The sequence below is a fragment of the Streptomyces sp. AF1A genome (assembly GCF_047340315.1).
In the GTDB taxonomy this organism is placed as follows: domain Bacteria; phylum Actinomycetota; class Actinomycetes; order Streptomycetales; family Streptomycetaceae; genus Streptomyces.
On record NZ_JBLEBI010000007.1, the window covers coordinates 15,711 to 35,471 of the forward strand.

Genomic DNA, 19,761 nt, shown 5'->3' on the forward strand with positions numbered 1-19,761 from the left:
CATCCCGGGTCCGACTATCTCTACGTACGCAGAATCGGGACTGTTGAAAAAACGAGCTCTTATTTGCCGCCCCCGAGCACGCCAAGAAGATCAAGGAATTGCTGAACGCGGCGGCCGTAGAGCATAGCGAGGACGACAATGCCGCAGGCGCCGATGGCGTAGGTTGTTGCGTCATCGGGAAGTTTCAGGACGCTCACGCCAGTGGCGCATGCCGCGATCAGTACGGCGGCGGTGGCTAGTTTGAAAGGTTCCCAGTCACGAGCCGGCTGGAGTGTGGCATCCAGTTCGGGCTCGTCAAGGAGCGCGCCAATGCGTCCGTCGGCTATTCGCTCTGCCACAGTCAGCAGCATCGCCGCGAGTGGAACTGTCGCAGCGTTGCCGTCGCGGTCGATACGAGCCTCGGCCTGACGCAGTGAGGCGACGACGAGACCTGTGTGGTGTTTGATCTCTCTTCGGCGGTGAGTTCGCAGCGGAAGGCGTCCGCAGGTTCGATGCAGAGAGAGCAGTTGGCTCTCAACGGACCTGAGTCGCCGGGCGAGTCGGCGGGACCGGTGCGGCTGGGTGCGCCATGTGGATGCGTACAGGGATGCGCATGCTTCTATCGACGAGGCGATGGTCAGCGTGGGCTTGAATCTGCGCTGTAGGTGACCGTAAGGCGCTATTGACCACGGTCGTCCTGCAGTGACGCCGAAAGCCAGGACCAGGGGAATTGCGGCGAGAAATACGAGAAGCAGGAGGAATGCGGTCACGCATATCGAGCTTACGATCATTAGCCCCCAAAAGGCTTTCCGTCCGGAGTGTACCAGTTCCCAGTAGTCGAGCACTGCGCGGAAAGCGTAATAGGCAAAATCAGGTACGCCGTCGAAGAAGAGATGGGCACTGACTTCGTTGATCCAGAGCATGGCCAGTGCACAGGCGCCTGTCGTCCAGAGAATGGTCGAGCCGGTTGTGCAGGCAGCCCGAAGGGCTAGGCGGACTTTCAGACGCGGGCGCGGCAGTCCGAGTTGCTGGAGGGAACTATCAAGACGTTCAATGGTGTATCTCGCCAGGTGATTGTTCCTGAACCTGGTTGTACGGTCCGCCCCCGCTCTCATGGGCGCCATGGTGGCAGCCTGAGGCCTGGTGTGCAGCGAAACCTTGATTCCCGGCTCTGGCTGCGGGGTGCGCCTCGGCTCTTCGAGATGGCCACGTGTCCACACCTCGCGTCCTGCGCCAGGCAAACAAGGGCGCAGTGACAGGCGGACGGCTGACTCGGTCAGATGGCCCAGTCCGGCAGCGCTTCGACGGCCCGGCAGGCGCGGCACACGACCTCGGCGCCGGGCCCGTAGCGGTGCGTGAGCCCTGGGCAGCGCGGGCAGTAGCCGACCTGAGTCGGGGCCACGGGCAGGTCGGGGTCGTGGGTCAAGGGGATCGAGACGGGACGGCTGAAGACGCCGAAGCTGGAGACGATCCTGCGCATTGCCGAGCTGCTGCGCGTGCGCGACCTGTCGGACCTGACCGGTGACCAGTCCGTCCACGTCGAGCTGTTCACCGGTCCCGGGCATCCTCGGCTCGCCGCGGTGAAGGCCGCGTTCGACGTCTTCCCGCTCACTGATCCGTTACAACGGCTTCGCGAAGCGCATCACGCTCGAGGAAGCCGAGTCGAAGGTGCCGGCGCGTCGGCGCCGCGCCTCGGAACTGGTGGTGAAGATCGGCATTCTCGCCGCGTGACGACGGGGGCACAAACTGTGCCCCTGCTGTGCACTCGGTGCTTCTACGGTCAAAGCGTCAGACCCCGACGAGGTGGTGAGGCCTCGCCGGGGTGCCAACGCTGCTTGGCTGGAAAATCGCGGCTAAACAGAAAATGATGCCTGCTTGTGCTGCCGCGAATAATGTGTCGCAGATGTTCGGCGACAACGGAAATCGAATGAAAACAGGATAATGTCAGCCTCTTGTGTCTGCAACTCTAGGTGCATCACTGGAGTAGCGGAGTTAGCGTGCTGTTATCCGGACGGAAACGTCTCCGGTCGCTGAATTGTAGAGCCAGCGAAGGAGAGCTTCATGCGAGGGAAATCAGTACTGAGCGCCGCCGCGACGGCTGCGCTGGTCGGAGGAATGACCGTCGGCGCGGTGGAGACGGCCTCCGCTGTCCCGAACCAGACCTGCCAGGTCGCAGGGGGCACCCTGACGGGCCAGGGCTTCGACCCCAACGGAACATTCACCGTCTCGCCTGGTGGGGCGACCGCGAACTCTTCTTCCGGCGGCAGTATCGGGCCGATGTCCGTCTCGGGAACAGGGCCTTTCTCCGTGGGCTCCGTGGCATGCACGGGAGGCGCCGGCGGGTCCTCCGCAGGCGGAGCAGGGCAGGCGTCCGCCGCCGTGGCGGCCGGAGCGAGCGCGGCGAAAGCGGCTATAAGCCGGGGAGCCTCCCCGCAACAGGCGAAAGCACAGGCCGTGCAGGCCGCGCAAGCCAAGGCGCAAAGTCTCGGCCTGCCGTCGTCGGTGGTGAATCAAATCGTCAACCAGACGACCAACAACGTGAACCAGATAATTAATTCAAACACAAACACAAACACAAACATCAGCGGGTCATTCAACCAAGGCACTACTGGTTCGCCGAACCAGGGGACGCCGAACCAGGGGACGCCGAACCAGGGGACGCCGAACCAGGGCACGCAGACGGCCCCCAAGGAGGGGACGCAGACCGCGCCGAACCAGGGCACGCAGACCGCGCCGAACCAGGGGACGCAGACCGCGCCCAAGGAGGGTACGGAGACCGCGCCGAACCAGGGGACGCAGACCGCGCCCAAGGAGGGTACGGAGACCGCGCCGAACCAGGGGACGCAGACCGCGCCCAAGGAGGGCACGGAGACCGCGCCGAACCAGGGCACGCAGACCGCGCCCAAGGAGGGTACGCAGACTGGGGCGAACCAGGGGACCGAGTCCGCGCCCAACGAAGGCACGGAGGCGGCGAGCTCATAGCCTGACTGCGTCCGTACAAAGGGGGCCCCTGCCCGGTGAGCAGGGGCTCCTGCGTTGCCGAAGCGTGTGCGACTCGCGTCCGGGAAGCCTTCGCCCGCAACCCCTAACGCAGGGCGGGATGGTCGGCGACGACCGTGCAGGAACCCGGTGCGATCTCGGTGAAGCCGGCGTCCCGGACCAGCGGCAGCCCGCTGCCGGTCAGCCGAGCCCAGTCGCCGGGTTCGGCGGTGCGGACGGCGAGGGGGAAGTCCGCTTCCCGCCATGCGGTGCGCGCCTCGCCGGACAGTGCCCACCAGGCCAGCTGGGCGGCGTGCCCGGCCTGGGCCATGGCCTTGCCGGCCGACATCTGCAGCTCCGGGTTGAGCCACAGGACCGGCTCGGTGCGGTCGGCGTCGACGGGCGGCTCCGGGTCGTCCAGCTCGGTGCCGGACACCTGGAGCTTCGCCAGGTCCTTGGGCCAGCCGTCCAGCGGGACCGGCGGGAAGACCCGTACCTCCGCGGACTTGCCGGTCACGGTGATCCCGGGCAGGGCCTCCGCGCGGCGCCACTCGGCGCCCCGGGCACGCCGCACGACCTTGCGGATCCGCGCGTCCTCCCAGTTGGGCACGGCCTCGGCCCACTCGCCGTCGCCGTGCGCCCGGTCGTCGGCGAGCAGCAGGAGCACGGCCCGGGCGGCGGTCTCCAGGGCGTCGGTGCGGGCGGGCGGGGCGCTGCGCTCGATCCGCACGACGAGGGGCAGCACGTACTGGGGGGCCTCGTCGCGCGGGGTGCGCTCGACCCGGAAGGGACTGTGATCGGGGGCTGGAACATGGCTCACGACAGCCCACCCTACGAAGCCGCCGGCGCGCCCATCAACGCGCGGTCGCCCCGGGCGGACGGAGGGCGCCGGAACGCGCCCCGCCCGCGGATCACCCCGAGCAGGCGGTGCGCTGCGCCTCCTGCCACTCGCACCGCGGGCACAGCGTGATGCCCTTGTACGACTCCGGGTACTCTGTCGGCTCCCGGCACAGGACGCACTCCGCGTACGGCGGCCCGTCGGCCTTCGTCGGGCGGGGGGCGTCGGCGATCGTGCAGTACGTCGTGTCGTCCTGGTCGCTCATGCCCCCAGCGTAGGACTCGCGTGGGGCTCAGCGGTGTCCGCCGGTCTCGCCGATCAGCTGGGAGACCTTGACGAACCGGTAGCCCTGCCTGCGCAGCTCCGGCACGACCGTGCGGACGACCTGCTCGGTGGTCGGGGCGGCGCTGCGGGTGCAGTGCATGATCACCACCGACCCGGGTTTCACCCCGTCCAGCGTCTGCCGGGCCACCGCGCCGGCGTCCGTGGCGAACGCGTCGCCGCTCACCACGTCCCACTGGATCGCGGTCACGCCGAGCCCGCTGAGCGCGCGCAGCGCCTGCCGGTCGTAACAGCCGCCCGGGAAGCGGAAGTACGGCAGCACCTTGCGCAGACCCGCCTTGCGGAAGGCGGTGTACGCCCGCTCGACGTCCGAGCGCATCTTGTCGGGGGCGACGGTCGGCAGGCCGTAGCAGTCGGAGGTGAACGCGTAGTGGCTGTAGGAGTGGTTGGCGACCTCGAACTGCGGGTCGGCGCCGAGGCTGCGCGCCTCGTCCGGGTACTGCTCGGCCCACCGGCCGGTCATGAAGATCGTGGCCGGCACCTTCAGCGCGCGCAGGGTGCCGATGAGCCCGGGGTTGTCGAAGCGCTCGCCGGCGGCGGCGCGGGGCCCCTCGTCGGCGGTCATGTCGGCGTCGAAGGTCAGTGCCACGGTCTTGCCGAGCGTGCGCGGGCCGTGCTCGAAGACCGGGGTCAGGCCGCCCGGGCCCGGGGCGAGCACGGGCGGACGCGAGGCGGACGGGGAGGCGGAGACGGAGCTCTTGGCAGGGGCCGGACGGGCGGGGCCCGCGGTCCCGCAGGCGGCGAGGGCCGCGCCCAGGGCGCAGACGGCGGTGATACGGCGTGCAAGTGGGATCACCGTACGAACGTAAGGCTGATGGCCCATTTGTATGGTGATATGTCCGCGGCGCGTCGGTACGGTCACCCGCGCGGCGGACGACCCGCCCGGCTCGGTCGATGTCCCGTGGATGGTGCGGCCCGGGCCGCCCGCGCGCCGGCCGGCGCTCTCAGCGGCCGTAGCGGCCGGTCAGCGTTCCTTCGGCGAGGGTGTGGGCGGACAGGGTGCGCAGGAGGTCGGTGGGGGTGGCGCCGGGGGCGAGGGACGGGCGGCGGTCGGTGGCGTAGACGGTGAGGACGTAGCGGTGGGGGCGGTCGCCGTGGGGTGGGCAGGGCCCGTTGTAGCCGGTCCTGCCGAAGCTGTTGCGGCCCTCGGCCACTCCCCGCGGGCGCTCGTCGGCGGAGAGCCGGGTGGTGTGCGGGCCGAGGTTCCACATCAGCCAGTGCGTGAACGTGCCGTGCGGGGCGTCGAGGTCCTGCAGGAGCAGGGCCAGGGACACCGTGCCCGTGGGGACGCCGCGGAGGGTCAGCGGAGGCGAGACGTCGGCGCCGTCGCAGGTGAAGCGGCGCGGGACCGTGCCGCCGTCGGGATAGGCGGTGCTCGTCACCGTGAGGCGGCCGGCGGGCGTGGGGGAGGGCGCGGCGACCTGCTGCGCGCCCTGTCCGCCGGCGCACCCCGCGACCGCGGCCAGCGCGGCCGCCAGGGCCGCCAAGCTCTTGCGCATGTCCGGCACGCTAGCGCTTCCGCTCCGCGTCCTGCCGTCAGGCACGGTTCCGGCACGCACCGGGACGGCCCTAGCCGGCGCGGGGCCCTCGGTCGCCGTCCGGCGCGGGCTGTACGGCCGTCGCCGGCAGCGCGGCGGCCGCGTCGCCGTTCTGCCCGCCCCGCTCCAGGAAGTGCAGCAGCTCCACCGGGATCGGCAGGACCAGCGTGGAGTTCTTCTCGGCCGCCACCGCCATCACCGTCTGCAGCAGCCGCAACTGCAGCGCGGCCGGCTGGTCGGACATCTGCTGGGCGGCCTCGGCCAGCTTCTTGGACGCCTGCAACTCCGCGTCCGCGTTGATGATCCGGGCCCGGCGCTCCCGGTCCGCCTCCGCCTGGCGGGCCATGGACCGCTTCATCGTGTCGGGCAGCGACACGTCCTTGATCTCGACCCGGTCGACCTGGACGCCCCAGCCCACGGCCGGGCTGTCGATCATCAGCTCCAGGCCCTGGTTCAGCTTCTCGCGGTTGGAGAGCAGGTCGTCCAGGTCGCTCTTGCCGATGATCGAGCGCAGGGACGTCTGCGCCATCTGCGAGACGGCGAACTTGTAGTCCTCGACCTTCACCAGCGCGCTCGCCGCGTCGATCACCCGGAAGTAGACGACCGCGTCCACCCGGACGGTGACGTTGTCGCGGGTGATGCCCTCCTGAGCGGGGACCGGCATCGTGACGATCTGCATGTTGACCTTCTGCAGCCGGTCCACGAAGGGAATGATCATCGTGAAGCCCGGCATCCGCACGTCACCCGCGAGCCGTCCGAGCCGGAACAGCACACCCCGCTCGTACTGCTTGACCACCCGGGCCGCCATCGCCAGGTACACCAGGCCGACGCCGCCCGCCGCGGCGATGGCCCCTACCAGCTCCTGGACCATGATGACCTCCTCGCACAGAGGTCTGTTCGTCTGTTGATACAACGATATGCCACTTCCCGCCCGATCGAGCCGGGCGGGAGGCGCTCACAGGGACTCGAAGGTGTCGGTCCCCGCCCGGTGCGCCCGTACGGCGCCGGTGTGCACCTCGTAGTACCAGGCGTGCAGGGTCAGTCGCCCCGCCGCCAGCCCGCGTGCGACGCAGGGGTACGACCGCAGCCGCAGCAGCTGGGTCAGCACATGGCTCTGCACGCCCTCGGCGACCTCCGGGTCCTCGGCCGCGCCGGCCGGCCGCGGGGTGGCGTGCGCCAGCCAGTCGCGTACGGCGGGTACGGCGTCCAGGTCGTCGCCGCGCACCAGCGCGCCGACGGCACCGCAGTGCGAGTGGCCGCAGACGACGACGTCGCGGACGCCGAGCACCTCCACGGCGTACTCGATGGTGGCCGCCTCCCCGGTGGGGTGCGCGGAGGCGTACGGCGGGACGATGTTGCCCGCAGTGCGCAGCTCGAACAGCTGGCCGGGGCGGGCGCCCGTGATCAGGGCCGGGACGACCCGGGAGTCGGAGCAGGTGATGAAGAGCACCTGCGGGGACTGGCCTTCGGCGAGCCCGGCGAACTCCTCAGGGCGCTGTCCGAAGCTACGGGCGTTGTCGATGAGGGGCTGCATGGATGGGGTCCTCCTCGGACCTCTCGTCCGCACCAAGCACTGGTCAATGGTTGGTCAAGAGCGAGGTTAGCCGGAGAAGTCCCGCGCAAGGCCTACGACGCGACGCGCGCCGCGCTATTCGCTTCTGACGAGCCCCTTCGCGTCCCGCGCCAGCGCGGTGAGCCGGGATATCGCGCGGAAGTACTTCTTGCGGTAGCCGCCGTTCAGCATCTCCTCGCTGAACAGCCGGTCGAAGGGCAGCCCCGAGGCCAGTACCGGGACCTCGCGGTCGTAGAGCCGGTCCGCGAGCACCACCAGGCGCAGCGCCGTCGACTGGTCCGGAACCGGCCGCACGTCGGTGAGGCACACCGCCCTCAGCCCCTCGGTCAGCGCGCCGTAGCGGCTCGGGTGCACCTTGGCCAGGTGCGCCAGCAGCTCGGGGAAGTCGTCCAGCGAGGCGCCCTCGGTGGCGTACGCCGCCTTCGTCACCTCTTCGTCGCTGAACGGCGCCGGCGCCTCGGGCAGCCCGCGGTGGCGGTAGTCCTCGCCGTCGATGCGCAGGGTGCGGAAGTGGGCGGACAGGCCCTGGATCTCGCGCAGGAAGTCGGCCGCGGCGAACCGGCCCTCGCCCAGCTTGCCGGGCAGCGTGTTGGAGGTGGCGGCGAGCGCCACGCCCGCCTCGACCAGCTTGCCCAGCAGCGTCGAGACGAGCACCGTGTCGCCCGGGTCGTCCAGCTCGAACTCGTCGATGCACAGCAGGCGGTGATCGCTCAGCGTCCGCACGGTCTGCTGGAAGCCGAGGGCGCCGACCAGGTTGGTCAGCTCCACGAAGGTGCCGAACGCCTTGCGGGAGGGCTCGGCGGGGGTGGCGTGCCACAGGGAGGCGAGCAGGTGGGTCTTGCCGACGCCGTAGCCGCCGTCCAGGTAGACGCCGCGCGGGCCCGCCGGGGTCCTGGGCGCCTTCGCCCTCCCGAAGCCGAAGAGCCCCCGCCGGCCGGCGCCGGAGCCCTGCGTCCCGCCGAGTCCGGCCGCGAAGCCCTCCAGCACCCCCCACCGCCTCGGTCTGGCTGGGCTGGTTCGGGTCCGGGATGTACGTGGAGAAGCGGACCGAGTCGAAGCGTGGCGGCGGCACCATCTCGGCGACCAGCCGGTCCGCGGGCACGTGCGGCTCACGGGCGCACAGGGAGAGCGGGCCCGCTTCGGTCAGGGGGCTGGATCCGGGGGCGGTGGTGGAGGAGGACACGGTTATCCATGCTAAGCGCCGTGTCAGACTGCACGGCATGCGACGCCTGTTCCCTGTGACCGACGAAACAGCAGCCCGGGCCGCCGGTGGTGCCGACGTGGCCCATGGTGCCCCCGGTGCGGAGGGGACGCCTGGGCACGGCGTCGCCGGTGCGCTCGTCGACCGCGAGTGGAGCCTCGCCGAACTGGCCGCCGCCTACGCCTACCCGGAGCCGGCGCCGGGCGCCCCCCGGCCCTGGCTGCGGGCCAACATGGTCTCCTCGCTCGACGGCGCAGCCCAGCACGAGGGGCACTCGCAGCCCATCTCCAGCGCCGCCGACATGCGGATCTTCGGCACGCTGCGGGCGCTCGCGGACGTCGTCGTCGTGGGCGCCGAAACGGTACGGCAGGAGGGGTACCGGCCCGCCCGCGCCCGTGCGGAGTTCGCGCAGGCCAGGGCGGCCGCCGGGCAGGGGCCCGCGCCGGCGGTCGCGGTCGTCACCGCGAGCCTGGAGCTGGACTTCTCGCTCCCGCTGTTCACCTCGCCCCTGGTGCCCACCCTGCTGCTGACCGGGGCCGCCGCCGCGCCCGACCGCGTCGCGGCCGCCGAGAAGGCCGGCGCCCGGGTGGTCGTGGCGGGTGAGGGAGCGGGCGTCGACCCCGTCCGCGCGGTGCGCGCCCTCGCCGGCCTCGGCCACACCCGGCTGCTCACCGAGGGCGGGCCCCGGCTGCTGGGCCAGCTGATCGCCGCCGACGTGCTGGACGAGCTGTGCCTGACCCTCTCGCCGACGCTCACCGCCGGGAGCGCCCAGCGCATCGCCGGGGGGCCGCCGGTTGCGGTTCCGCACCGGTTCGAGCTCGTGTCGCTGCTGGAGGAGGACGGATTCCTGTTCGGTCGTTACCGTCGCTCCTGAGGCGGGCGTACCGCGGTCGCCGACATCGGCGGAATCTGTCGTTCCGGTTTACGTCCGACGGACCCGGTCCGGTTTACGTCCGACGGACCCAGTCCGGTTTACGTCCGACGGACCCAGTCCGGCAGTACCCGAGCGATCACGGGGAAGGATGGTTCCCGCAGGGGCCTTGCCCGGGCCCACGGAGGAGAAGAGGCGTTTGGTGTTCACAAGCGTTCTGATGATCGAGAAGGCCCTGACGTCCGCCGACGTGGAGTTCGTCACCACCTTGCACGGCGACGAGCCGGTCGCCTTCCATGTGCTGCTCCAGCCGCGCGGCGACCAGGCGGACCGCCTGCTGCGGGCCATCGACGACATCGCGCTTGGCGAACTCGACGAGGCCGTCCGCGAGCGCGAGACCCCCGAGGGCGACGACGCCAGGAGCGTCGGGCAGCAGGCGCTGGACGTGTCCGTGCGGGCCCTGCGGGCCGCCGGGAGCGAGGCGGAGGGGCGGCTGGTCGAGGACCATCCGCTGGACGCGCTGAAGGGGCTCGTCGCCGAGGTGTCCGCCGACGAGGTGATCGTGCTGACCGATCCGCACTACGTGGAGGAGTTCTTCCACCGCGACTGGGCGTCCCGGGCCCGGCACAGGGTGGGGGTGCCGGTGCTCAAGCTGTTCTCCCACAGCAAGGCGTAGCGCTCCGCCCGGGTCCCGCCGGGCCGGGTCTCCCCTCGCCCCTTGCCGAGCGACCGGCGGCCGAGCGCATAGGCTAGGCCTGCTTCAGCTCGTACCCGTGACTCTGGGAGAACCACATGGCACCCGGCCTTCCTACCGCCATGGACCGACCGCACTTCATCGGCATCGGCGGCGCCGGGATGTCGGGGATCGCGAAGATCCTCGCCCAGCGCGGGGCGAAGGTGGCCGGGAGCGACGCCAAGGAGTCGGCGACCGCGCAGGCGCTGCGCGCGCTCGGGGTCACCGTGCACATCGGGCACGCCGCGGAGCACCTCGCCGACGACGCGAGCTGCGTCGTGGTGTCCTCGGCGATCCGTGAGGACAACCCGGAGCTGGCCCGCGCCGCCGAGCTGGGGATTCCCGTCGTGCACCGGTCCGACGCGCTCGCCGCGCTGATGGCGGGGCTGCGCCCGATCGCCGTGGCCGGCACCCACGGCAAGACGACGACCACGTCGATGCTGGCCGTCTCCCTCACCGAGCTGGGTCTGAAGCCGTCGTACGCCATCGGCGGCGACCTGGACGCGCCCGGATCCAACGCGCTGCACGGCGAGGGCGACATCTTCGTCGCCGAGGCCGACGAGTCGGACCGCAGCTTCCACAAGTACGCGCCCGAGGTCGCGATCGTCCTCAACGTCGAGCTGGACCACCACGCCAACTACGCCTCGATCGACGAGATCCACGAGTCCTTCGAGATCTTCGCCGCAAGGATCGTGCCCGGCGGCACCCTGGTGATCTCCGCCGACCACGAGGGGGCGCGGGAGCTGACCCGGAGGCTCGCCGGGTCGGTGCGGACCGTGACGTACGGCGAGGCCGAGGACGCCGACGTGCGGGTGCTCGCCGTCGTACCGCAGGGGCTGAAGAGCCGCGTCACCGTGCTGCTGGACGGGCGGGAGCTGACCTTCACGGTCTCCGTGCCCGGCCGGCACTACGCCCTCAACGCCGTCGCCGCGCTCGCCGCCGGGGCCGCGCTCGGCGTCCCGGCCGCCGAGCTGGCTCCCGCGCTCGCCGCCTACACCGGCGTCAAGCGGCGCCTGCAGCTCAAGGGCGAGGCCGCCGGGGTGCAGGTGATCGACTCCTACGCCCACCACCCCACGGAGATGACCGCCGACCTGGAGGCCATGCGCGCCGCCGCCGGCGACGCCCGCATCCTCGTCGTCTTCCAGCCGCACCTGTTCTCCCGCACCCAGGAGCTGGGCAAGGAGATGGGCCAGTCGCTGGCCCTCGCCGACGCCTCGGTGGTCCTGGACATCTACCCGGCCCGCGAGGACCCGATCCCGGGCGTCACCAGCGAGCTGATCATCGAGGCCGCGCGCGCCGCCGGCGCCGACGTCACCGCCGTGCACGACAAGGCGGAGATCCCGGCCGTGATCGCGGGAATGGGGAAGCCCGGTGATCTCGTTCTCACCATGGGCGCGGGCGACGTGACCGACCTGGGCCCGCTGATTCTGGAACGCCTGTCACAGCAGTGAGAAGGGGCTGAGGCTCATGTCGTACGACGTCGAGAAGCCGGACGAGCAGTGGCGGGCGGAGCTGACCCCGGCCGAGTACGCCGTGCTGCGCCAGGCCGCGACCGAGCCGGCCTTCACCGGCGAGTACACGGACACCGAGACCAAGGGCGTGTACTCGTGCCGCGCCTGTGGCGCCGAGCTGTTCAGGTCGGACACCAAGTTCGCGTCGCACTGCGGCTGGCCGTCCTTCTACGACCCGAAGGACACGGACGCCGTCGAGCTGGTGGAGGACCGCTCGCACGGGATGGTGCGGACCGAGGTGCGGTGCGCACGCTGCGGCTCCCACCTCGGGCATGTGTTCGAGGGTGAGGGGTATCCCACCCCCACCGACCAGCGGTACTGCATCAACTCCATCTCCCTGCGCCTCGCACCCGACGAGGACTGAGGCATCCGTCCGGCGGGGCCGCCGGACCCGGCGGCACCGGTGCCGGGCCCGCTCCGGGCGCTCGGAGCGCCGTCCCAGGCTCATCACCCCGGGACGGCGCGATCCAGGGTCCCGCCCGTCCCGTCGGACCGCCCGGGGGCCATCGGCCTCGGCAGGTACGACTCGGGCCGCACTCCGGGAGCGGGCCACACCCCGTGCTGTTCACGGACGGGCTCGGGAGCACCGGGCCGAGGACATCGACTGCTCCCTCACCCGCCCGGCGGCGCCCCACGCGACCACCGGTGCCGGCCCCGACGACGCCGCCTGCGGCCCCGCCGCGTACGGGGCAGTTGCCGGAGCCGTCGACGGCCGCCGTGCCGGGCCGTTGCCGCATCCGCCGACGGCCGCCGCGCGCCGGGCCGCTATCGGAGCCGTCGACGGCTGCCGCGCACGGGGCCGCTGCCCGAGCCACCGACCCCCGCCCTGCGCCGGGCCCTTGCCGAAGCCGCCGACCCCCGCCGCGCGCCAGGGAGTTGCCGCAGCCGTCCCTCCCGCCGCATACCCGCCGCACCCAAGCCACGCTCCGGCGCCCAGGCGCCGGAACACGCGCGGTCTAGACTCTCCCCGCAACGGCCTGCGCAGCCCGGCGCGTGGCCTGGAGCGGGCGGACCTCCGCCAAACCCGAAGGGCGTTCGGCGTTTTGATACGGATAGACACAGTCACGAAGCGATACCCGGACGGCACGGTGGCGGTCGACCGGCTGTCGCTGGACATACCGGACCGCGCCATCACCGTCCTCGTCGGGCCCTCCGGCTGCGGCAAGACGACGACCCTGCGGATGGTCAACCGGATGGTGGAGCCCACCGAGGGCAGCATCCTGCTGGACGGCACCGACATCCGGCAGCAACCGGTCAACACCCTGCGCCGGTCGATGGGTTACGTCATCCAGAACGCCGGGCTCTTCCAGCACCGCACCATCCTCGACAACATCGCCACCGTGCCCCGCCTGCTCGGCTGGAGCAAGCAGAAGGCGCGCGGCCGGGCCGCGGAACTGATGGAGCGGGTCGGGCTCGACGCCGCGCTGGCCAGGCGCTACCCCTACCAGCTCTCCGGCGGCCAGCAGCAGCGCGTCGGCGTGGCCCGCGCGCTCGCCGCCGACCCGCCCGTGCTGTTGATGGACGAGCCGTTCTCCGCCGTCGACCCCGTGGTGCGCAAGGGACTGCAGGACGAACTCCTGCGCATCCAGGACGAGCTGGGCAAGACCATCGTCTTCGTCACGCACGACATCGACGAGGCGATCAAGCTGGGCACGATGGTGGCGGTGCTGCGCACCGGCGGCCGGCTCGCCCAGTTCGCCCCGCCCGCCGAGCTGCTCAGCGCGCCCGCCGACGCCTTCGTGGAGGACTTCCTCGGTGCCGACCGGGGCATCCGCCGGCTGTCCTTCTTCCCGTCCGAGGGGCTGCAGTTGCAGACCACGCCGGTGGTCGCGATCGACGCGGGCGCCGAGCGGCCCGGCCCCCGGGCGGACGCGCCCTATCTGCTCGTCACCGACGCCGACGGCAGACCGCTCGGCTGGGCGGAGCCCGACCGGCTCACCGCCGGGGCCATCGACCCGGAGCAACTCCTGCCCTGCGGACGGCCGTTCGTGCCAGGCACCGACTCGCTGCGCACCGCGCTCGACGGCGCCGTGCTCTCGCCGACCGGCTGGGCCGTCGCCGTCGACGCCACGGGCCGCACTGTCGGCGTCGTCTCCCAGCAGGTCATCGGCGAGGCCATCCGGGCCGCCCACAGCCGGGTGGCCGAGGACACCGGCGTGAAGGCCGCGCGATGAACGGCTTCTTCGACCTGCCGAGCGATCTCCAACACAGCTACCTCGGGCTCATCGGCCTGCACCTGCGCGAGGCCCTGCTGCCGGTGCTGGCCGGTCTGATCGTCTCGCTGCCCGTCGCCCAGCTGTGCGTGCGCTTCCGCTGGATCTACCCGCCCGTCCTCGGCGTCACCACCGTGCTGTACGCCATCCCGTCGCTGGCCTTCTTCGTCGTGCTCATCGACTACACCGGCCAGAGCGAGACCACGGTGATGATCCCGCTCGCCGTGTACAGCCTGGTGGTGCTGGTCCCGGCCATCGTGGACGGGGTCCGCTCGGTCCCGCAGGAGACCCTCGCCGCCGCCCAGGCCATGGGCTTCGGGCCGGTGCGGCGCTATGTCCAGGTGCAACTCCCCATCGCCGTCCCCGCGATCATCGCGGGCCTGAGGGTGGCGACCGTGTCCAGCATCTCCCTGGTCAGCGTCGGCATGCTCATCGGCAACCAGGGCGCGCTCGGCAACATGCTCTACGACGCGAACACCTACCACCGGCCGGTCCTCGCCGTGAACTCGGTCCTGACCACGGCGGTGCTCGGCATCCTCGCCGACGCCGTGCTGGTCCTCGTCCGCCTCCTCCTCACCCCCTGGATGCCGAGGAAGGGTGCCACCCGGTGAACGTACTGAACTTCGTGCAGGCCTTCTTCAGCGACGGCGCCCACTGGCACGGCTACGACGGCATCCCCACCCGGTTCGCCGAGCACGTCGGGTACTCGCTGGAGGCGCTCGTGTTCGCCGCCGTCATCGCGCTGCCCGTGGGCCTGCTCACCGGGCACTTCGGCCGGGGCGGCAACGCGCTGGCGCTGATCGCCACCGCCGGGCGGGCCCTGCCCAGCTTCGGCCTGCTGGTGCTGATGTTCATCTGGATCGGCCTCGGCCTGCTGCCGGTGATGATCCCGCTGGTCCTGCTCGCCGTACCGCCGATCCTGGTCACCACCTACGAGGCGATCCGCTCCGTCGACCCGTCCCCGGTGGACGCGGCGCGGGGCATGGGGATGTCCGAGGCGCGGGTGCTGTTCCAGGTGGAGGTGCCGGTCGCGCTCCCGCTGATCCTGAGCGGGCTGCGCACGGCCGCCATTCAGATCGTCTCCACCGCCACCATCGCCGCGTACGTCAGCCTCGGCGGCCTCGGCCGCTACATCATGGACGGCCTCTACCAGCGCAACTACGAGAAGGTCGTGGGCGGCGCCACCCTGGTCGCGGGTCTCGCGCTCGTCACTCTCGCGGTGTTCTGGGCGGTGTCCCGCCTCGCCGTCTCACCCGGCGTCCGAAGGAGCGGCTGAGGGACGCGAGTTGACCCGCCGGGCGCCAACCGGCCCGGCCCCAGAACGATCAGCCATCACGAGCTTGTCAAGAATCCGTTACGGGTGCGCACTTGACGCAACGAGAAGTGGCTGGATTGGATCAGTGGGTGACTCATACGACCCACATCAGCAGGTCCACCCGGAGGAATCGAGGCGCGGCGGCAGTCGCCCTCGCGGCGGCGACGGCCCTGCTGGCGGGCTGTTCCTCCTCCCACGACAAGTCCGACCCCCTGTCGGGCGGTTCGGCGAGCGGCGACAGCGTGGTCGTCGGTTCCAACAACTTCCCCGAGAGCACCCTGCTCGCCGACATCTACGGCGAGGCCCTCAAGGCCAAGGGCATCAAGGTCACCTACAAGCCGAACATCGGCAGCCGTGAGACCACCTACGGCCTGCTCAAGAACGGCACCATCTCCGTCCTGCCCGAGTACAACGGCGCGCTGCTGGCCTACCTCGACCCGAAGGCGACGCCGAAGACCACCGAGGCGACCACGTCCGCCATCGAGGCCAAGCTGGACTCCAAGCTGACCCTGCTCGACCCCTCGGCGGCGCAGGACAAGGACTCGGTGACCGTCAACGCGGCCACCGCGGGCAAGTACCACCTCACCGACACGTCCTCCGTCGCCGACCTGAAGGACATCGCGAAGGACCTGGTCATCGGGGCCTCGCCGGAGTTCCAGACGCGGCAGCAGGGCCTGGTGGGCCTGAAGTCCGTCTACGGCCTGCAGTTCAAGTCCTTCAAGGCGCTGGACGCGGGCGGCCCGCTCACCGAGGCGGCGCTGCAGAAGAACGCCGTGCAGGTCGCGGACATCTTCACCACGGACCCGACCATCTCCAAGGAGAAGTTCGTCGTCCTGCAGGACCCGAAGAACCTCTTCGGCTTCGAGAACGTCCAGCCGCTCGTCGTCAAGAGCGCGGTGTCCCAGAAGGGCGTGGACGCCCTCAACGCGGTCTCCGCCAAGCTCGACACCGCGGCGCTGCTGGACATGGACACGCAGGTGCAGACGGAGAAGAAGGACCCGCTGGACGTCGCCAGGGCCTGGCTGAAGTCCGCCGGCCTCGGCTGAAGTCCGCCGGCCTCGGCTGACGCCCGCCCCGCAGGCCCGACCGCGGACGCGACGACGCGGGCGCCCCCGGAGACGGGGGACGCCCGCGTCGCGCAACCCGGCCTCCGCCCGCAGCCGTCGGTAGCGGCGGGCCACCTTCTGGGCAGAGTCGCCGGGCACCTCGGCGATCCGGCTGAACGGCGCCCGGCCGTCCAGGTGCAGGGCATGGACGAGGGCACGGTCGAGGTCGTCGAGCGTGCTCCCGTACGCGCCCATAGTGGGGGTCGTCAGAGGTCGAACTCGTGCGGCGGCAGGTCCAGTGTGTAGCAGGCCTCGCGCACCACGGCCTGCTCGGTCTTGTCGAAGTCGCCGTCGGCGCCGCCGATCACGATGCCGATCTGGACGACGGCCCGCGCCTCGGCCGGCTTCTTCTTCGCCTTGGCGATCTCCTGCAGCACGCTCACCTTGCCGAAGGCGAAGTCGGCCGTCAGCTTGCCCAGGTTCTCCTCGAAGCGCCGGCGCAGGTCGTCCGCCGGGAAGTTCTGCAGCACCTCGTTCGAGGCGATCAGCTGGGCCACGCGCTGCCGCTCCGCCGGGTCCACGGTGCCGTCGGCCGCGGCCACGAGCGCGCACATCGCCATGCTCGCGTCCCGGAACGCGCCGCTCTTCAGGTCGTTCTTCTTCGCCACCAACTGGGTCTGCATCTGCGATGCCGACTCCTTGAAGCGATCCCACAGGGCCATGCGCACTCCTCGTGTCCGCGGCCGGGTGCCCGCGCGGCACACCGCCTGCTGCTCCAGCACCGTGGAAACTGACGGCGTGCACGGAAAGTTCCGGACGGCCGGGACGGATGTGAAGCGCGGTCTTTCCGTCCGGGTCCGCCCGCGTCCCTTCACACCGCCGTGCCCTCCACCTCCTCGGGCCGGGCCTGCGCCGCCGTCCTCGCCCGGCGACGGCGCTCGCGGCGGCCGAGGCGCGGCTCCTGGTCCGGCAGCCAGCCGAAGGTGAGGCAGCTGCCGACGGCGCCGAGGAGGAGGCCGAGGAGGAAGCCGCCCAGGTTGGAGGTGAGCCAGGTGCCCAGGGAGACCAGGATGCCGGTGAGGGAGTAGAAGAGCCGCTGGGCGGGGTTGAACAGGACCAGCAGGCCCAGCAGCACCATCAGGCCCGGCAGGAGATAGCCGGCCAGGCCCTGCATGCCGATGTGCATGACGACCTTCAGCGAGGCCTTCTCGGTAAGCAGGATCTCGCCGCCGCCCAGGGCGAGCAGCAGCCCGCCCCAGAACGGCCGGCGGGCACGCCACCGGCGGAAGGCCTGCCTCGGTTGCCGACGTGGACGGTCGGACACGGCGATCAGCAACCCGAGTCGCTGAAGCGGAGCTTGAGGCCGGGCAGCTTGAACACACCAGCCGTCGTGGCATAGTTGGTCTGCCGCAGATTGCCGATGTGCACGGTGTCGGCCTGCTGGCTGAAGACGCCGATCGGGCCCTTGACGCCCGCCTTGGTCAGCGTGCTGGCGTCGTTGCCGATCTCGATGTTCCTGAACGCCGCGTCACCCGACAGCACGGTCGAGTCGGTGGTGAGATCGCTGGCGGTCACCTTGTCGGCGCCGCCGCCCGCGGTGATGAGCAGGTTGGTGCCGCCGAGGTCGACGCTCTGGCACAGCTTGGTGAGCGTGGCCTTCTTGATGGCCGAGGTGACGACGAGCTCCTGGCCGCCGGTGTCGCCGGCGTTCGGACTGCCGTCCGCCATGTTGTCCAGGGCCCCGAACTGCTCGAAGCCGGTGCCGTTGAGCTCCGTCGCCGTGACCGTGAACGGCATGCCGGAGATCGCGAACTGCACACCGAGGGCGCCCTGCGCGGTGAGGATCGCGAGGCCGGCGGCCACGAGGGTGGCGGGGATCGCCATCACCGCGGCCCGGCGGCCCCGGACGCGTCCCCGTCTCTCGCCGCTCGCGGCGGTACCGGCGCTGCTCGATGGGTCGGAGGGTGAACCGCTTCCCGGGTTCTCGGGGATGTTGTCGGCGGACGAGACGTCCGGGGACGAGGCCATGTCTGCTCCCAGGGGCCTGGATCAATGCTGGTCGGGCTTCCGTGGCGCGGTGTCCTGGCGCGGACAGCGGCCGCCGCGGACGCCTCCTCGCACTCCCGGCGGGTGCAAGGGCTTTCGCGTTACGCGGCGGTAGCTTCGGCGAAGTTACTGCCGGTTACTTCGGGGGGTCAAGGGAGATGTGAAAAAACGGTGCCGGATGTGCGCCACTCGCACCTTGGATCTCCAACTCCCTTGCTGTGGCTTGACGTTGATGGTTGAGCGGGTCTACAACTTCCCCTGTTTCCCGGATCCGTGGCGCCGGATCCGACGAGCGGCGGCGGCCGCGTCCCCTTGGGGTGCCGGCCGTGTTCCCGGCCCTCTCACGGCAAGCGCTCCACCTCTCGGCGCACGGCGACCGACCCACGCACGTGCGCGTCATCGCTCCAGACCGGCACGCGCACCCGCTCCACCCCTCTGCGCGGCCAGGGCACGATTCGCGCCCCCGTTCCGTGCCGGCCGCCCCCTGCGGCCCGGCCGAAGGCCTTCCCCCGAGGCCTTCGGCCGGTGCCCGTCTCGCCGCCGTCGCCGGTCCCTCGCGTTCGGAGAAGGCGCGACGGACCCGCGCCGGTGGCACCACCCGCACCCCCCACCTCGCACGATCCGACCCCCACTCACCCCCCACTTCCGGAAAGAGGCATCCCGCATGCGTACGCGATCCCTCCTCGCCCTCGCCGGCACCGCCACCGCGCTCGCCCTCGCCGCGGCCGGCCCCGCCACCGCGGCCGACGCCGTGCTCACCACGGGCGGCACCGGCGGCACCGCCGTCGCGGTCGGCGACACCCTCACCGCGCCCCTGGCCACCGGCACGTCGGCCACGCTCTACTCCAGCGCGACCGGCACCAGCGGCGTGACGTGCACGTCCTCCCAGTTCACCGCCACCGTCACGGACAACCCGGCGGCGCCCGGCACGGCCACCGAGTCCGTCACCGCGCACACCTTCGACAGCAGCTCCTGCACCAGCAACGTCATCGGCGTGCTCGGCGTCAGCAGCATCACGGTGGACAACCTGCCGTACAGCGCCACGGTCGCCTCCGACGGCACCCTCACCGTCTCGCCCGCCGCCGGCTCCACCATCCAGACCACGGTCAAGCTGCGCACCCTGCTGGGCAGCATCACCTGCGTCTACCAGGCCCCCGGCCTCACCGGGAAGGCCGACAACGCCGACGGCAGCATCACCTTCACCAACCAGCAGTTCACCAAGGTCTCCGGTTCGTCGCTGTGCTTCGCCAGCGGCTTCTTCAGCGCCAAGTACGCGCCCGTGACCGACGGGGGAGCACAGGTCTACGTCAACTGACCCGCGAGAACGACGGCTTCCGAGCCGTCACGAACCATGGCACGAAGGCGGCGCCTCCGGTGAGCACGACCACCGCGGGGCGCCGCCCGTCGTATGGGCACATAGTCCGTTACGGCCCAACATCCCTGCCCTGTAGGCAAGTTGGCGCGTGCATTCCGGAGGGCCGGCCCCGTTGAGGAGCCGGCCGTCGCCTCGTAAGGTGGCGATCATGGCGTGGCGCCCGTCGTCCCCGTTGCTGCCGGAAAGCCTTGCCGGAGCGGA

21 protein-coding genes and 2 pseudogenes are annotated in these 19,761 nt (G+C 71.2%); 10 read left to right on the forward strand and 13 right to left on the reverse strand.

The window, feature by feature from the left end; all coding sequences use genetic code 11:
* Nucleotides 1-59 precede the first annotated feature (59 nt).
* Together ACLU3S_RS03840 and ACLU3S_RS03845 are read right to left on the reverse strand one after the other, a co-directional pair.
* Complete coding sequence (locus tag ACLU3S_RS03840; RefSeq protein WP_413950280.1) at nt 60-902, reverse strand: hypothetical protein; 843 nt, start codon at nt 900-902, stop codon at nt 60-62.
* A gap of 353 nt (nt 903-1,255) precedes the next feature.
* On the reverse strand, nt 1,256-1,459 hold the full coding sequence (locus ACLU3S_RS03845; protein ID WP_413950281.1) for a hypothetical protein: 204 nt from the start codon (nt 1,457-1,459) through the stop codon (nt 1,256-1,258).
* Nucleotides 1,460-2,040: 581 nt separating this feature from the next.
* Here ACLU3S_RS03845 and ACLU3S_RS03850 point away from each other — a divergent pair.
* Entirely contained in the window at nt 2,041-2,961 is a 921-nt protein-coding gene (locus ACLU3S_RS03850) for a hypothetical protein (protein WP_413950282.1), read from the forward strand.
* A 103-nt stretch (nt 2,962-3,064) separates the two neighbouring features.
* Here the strand turns inward: ACLU3S_RS03850 and ACLU3S_RS03855 are convergent, their stop codons facing one another.
* The 7 genes and pseudogenes from ACLU3S_RS03855 to zapE form a co-directional block, all read right to left on the reverse strand.
* Entirely contained in the window at nt 3,065-3,778 is a 714-nt protein-coding gene (locus tag ACLU3S_RS03855) for a peptidyl-tRNA hydrolase (protein WP_413950283.1), read from the reverse strand.
* A gap of 91 nt (nt 3,779-3,869) precedes the next feature.
* Nucleotides 3,870-4,061 carry a hypothetical protein gene (locus ACLU3S_RS03860; RefSeq protein WP_413950284.1) on the reverse strand — a complete coding sequence of 64 codons (192 nt, stop codon included), beginning with the start codon at nt 4,059-4,061 and terminating at the stop codon, nt 3,870-3,872.
* A 27-nt stretch (nt 4,062-4,088) separates the two neighbouring features.
* Complete coding sequence (locus ACLU3S_RS03865; RefSeq protein WP_413950285.1) at nt 4,089-4,934, reverse strand: polysaccharide deacetylase family protein; 846 nt, start codon at nt 4,932-4,934, stop codon at nt 4,089-4,091.
* Between the two features lie 148 nt (nt 4,935-5,082).
* A complete protein-coding gene (locus ACLU3S_RS03870) occupies nt 5,083-5,637 on the reverse strand; it encodes a YbhB/YbcL family Raf kinase inhibitor-like protein (RefSeq protein WP_413950286.1) in 555 nt (184 codons plus the stop codon).
* A gap of 70 nt (nt 5,638-5,707) precedes the next feature.
* Nucleotides 5,708-6,547 carry a slipin family protein gene (locus ACLU3S_RS03875; protein WP_413950287.1) on the reverse strand — a complete coding sequence of 280 codons (840 nt, stop codon included), beginning with the start codon at nt 6,545-6,547 and terminating at the stop codon, nt 5,708-5,710.
* Nucleotides 6,548-6,631: 84 nt separating this feature from the next.
* Nucleotides 6,632-7,210, reverse strand: coding sequence for a carbonic anhydrase (locus ACLU3S_RS03880; protein ID WP_413950288.1), 579 nt, complete (start codon nt 7,208-7,210; stop codon nt 6,632-6,634).
* A 114-nt stretch (nt 7,211-7,324) separates the two neighbouring features.
* A pseudogene (gene zapE / locus ACLU3S_RS03885) lies at nt 7,325-8,432 on the reverse strand (cell division protein ZapE).
* 37 nt (nt 8,433-8,469) lie between these two features.
* Between zapE and ACLU3S_RS03890 the strand changes: the two are divergent.
* The 8 genes from ACLU3S_RS03890 (at nt 8,470) to ACLU3S_RS03925 (ending at nt 16,139) form a co-directional block, all read left to right on the forward strand.
* Entirely contained in the window at nt 8,470-9,324 is an 855-nt protein-coding gene (locus ACLU3S_RS03890) for a pyrimidine reductase family protein (RefSeq protein WP_413950289.1), read from the forward strand.
* Nucleotides 9,325-9,523: 199 nt separating this feature from the next.
* Nucleotides 9,524-9,997 carry an indole-3-glycerol phosphate synthase gene (locus tag ACLU3S_RS03895; RefSeq protein ID WP_413950290.1) on the forward strand — a complete coding sequence of 158 codons (474 nt, stop codon included), beginning with the start codon at nt 9,524-9,526 and terminating at the stop codon, nt 9,995-9,997.
* Nucleotides 9,998-10,113: 116 nt separating this feature from the next.
* Nucleotides 10,114-11,505, forward strand: a complete 1,392-nt coding sequence (gene murC / locus ACLU3S_RS03900; protein WP_413950291.1) for a UDP-N-acetylmuramate--L-alanine ligase — start codon at nt 10,114-10,116, stop codon at nt 11,503-11,505.
* A 16-nt stretch (nt 11,506-11,521) separates the two neighbouring features.
* Nucleotides 11,522-11,929, forward strand: a complete 408-nt coding sequence (gene msrB / locus ACLU3S_RS03905) for a peptide-methionine (R)-S-oxide reductase MsrB (RefSeq protein WP_413950292.1) — start codon at nt 11,522-11,524, stop codon at nt 11,927-11,929.
* Nucleotides 11,930-12,608: 679 nt separating this feature from the next.
* A complete protein-coding gene (locus ACLU3S_RS03910) occupies nt 12,609-13,739 on the forward strand; it encodes an ABC transporter ATP-binding protein (RefSeq protein WP_413950293.1) in 1,131 nt (376 codons plus the stop codon).
* Nucleotides 13,736-14,389, forward strand: coding sequence for an ABC transporter permease (locus ACLU3S_RS03915; protein ID WP_413950294.1), 654 nt, complete (start codon nt 13,736-13,738; stop codon nt 14,387-14,389). The genes ACLU3S_RS03910 and ACLU3S_RS03915 overlap by 4 nt, the downstream gene beginning before the upstream one ends.
* Nucleotides 14,386-15,054, forward strand: a complete 669-nt coding sequence (locus ACLU3S_RS03920; protein WP_413950295.1) for an ABC transporter permease — start codon at nt 14,386-14,388, stop codon at nt 15,052-15,054. Before ACLU3S_RS03915 ends, ACLU3S_RS03920 begins: the two co-directional genes overlap by 4 nt.
* A 128-nt stretch (nt 15,055-15,182) precedes the next feature.
* On the forward strand, nt 15,183-16,139 hold the full coding sequence (locus tag ACLU3S_RS03925; protein WP_413950296.1) for an ABC transporter substrate-binding protein: 957 nt from the start codon (nt 15,183-15,185) through the stop codon (nt 16,137-16,139).
* A gap of 120 nt (nt 16,140-16,259) precedes the next feature.
* Here the strand turns inward: ACLU3S_RS03925 and ACLU3S_RS03930 are convergent.
* From ACLU3S_RS03930 to ACLU3S_RS03945, 4 genes and pseudogenes are all read right to left on the reverse strand, one after another.
* Nucleotides 16,260-16,394, reverse strand: a pseudogene (locus ACLU3S_RS03930) (AsnC family protein); the annotation flags it as partial.
* A gap of 11 nt (nt 16,395-16,405) precedes the next feature.
* On the reverse strand, nt 16,406-16,861 hold the full coding sequence (locus tag ACLU3S_RS03935) for a tellurite resistance TerB family protein (RefSeq protein ID WP_413950297.1): 456 nt from the start codon (nt 16,859-16,861) through the stop codon (nt 16,406-16,408).
* Nucleotides 16,862-17,010: 149 nt separating this feature from the next.
* Nucleotides 17,011-17,463 carry a DUF6114 domain-containing protein gene (locus tag ACLU3S_RS03940; protein ID WP_413950298.1) on the reverse strand — a complete coding sequence of 151 codons (453 nt, stop codon included), beginning with the start codon at nt 17,461-17,463 and terminating at the stop codon, nt 17,011-17,013.
* 5 nt (nt 17,464-17,468) lie between these two features.
* Complete coding sequence (locus ACLU3S_RS03945) at nt 17,469-18,167, reverse strand: DUF6230 family protein (RefSeq protein ID WP_413950299.1); 699 nt, start codon at nt 18,165-18,167, stop codon at nt 17,469-17,471.
* Nucleotides 18,168-18,849: 682 nt separating this feature from the next.
* Here ACLU3S_RS03945 and ACLU3S_RS03950 point away from each other — a divergent pair.
* Complete coding sequence (locus tag ACLU3S_RS03950; RefSeq protein ID WP_413950300.1) at nt 18,850-19,500, forward strand: Tat pathway signal sequence domain protein; 651 nt, start codon at nt 18,850-18,852, stop codon at nt 19,498-19,500.
* Nucleotides 19,501-19,761 lie beyond the last annotated feature (261 nt).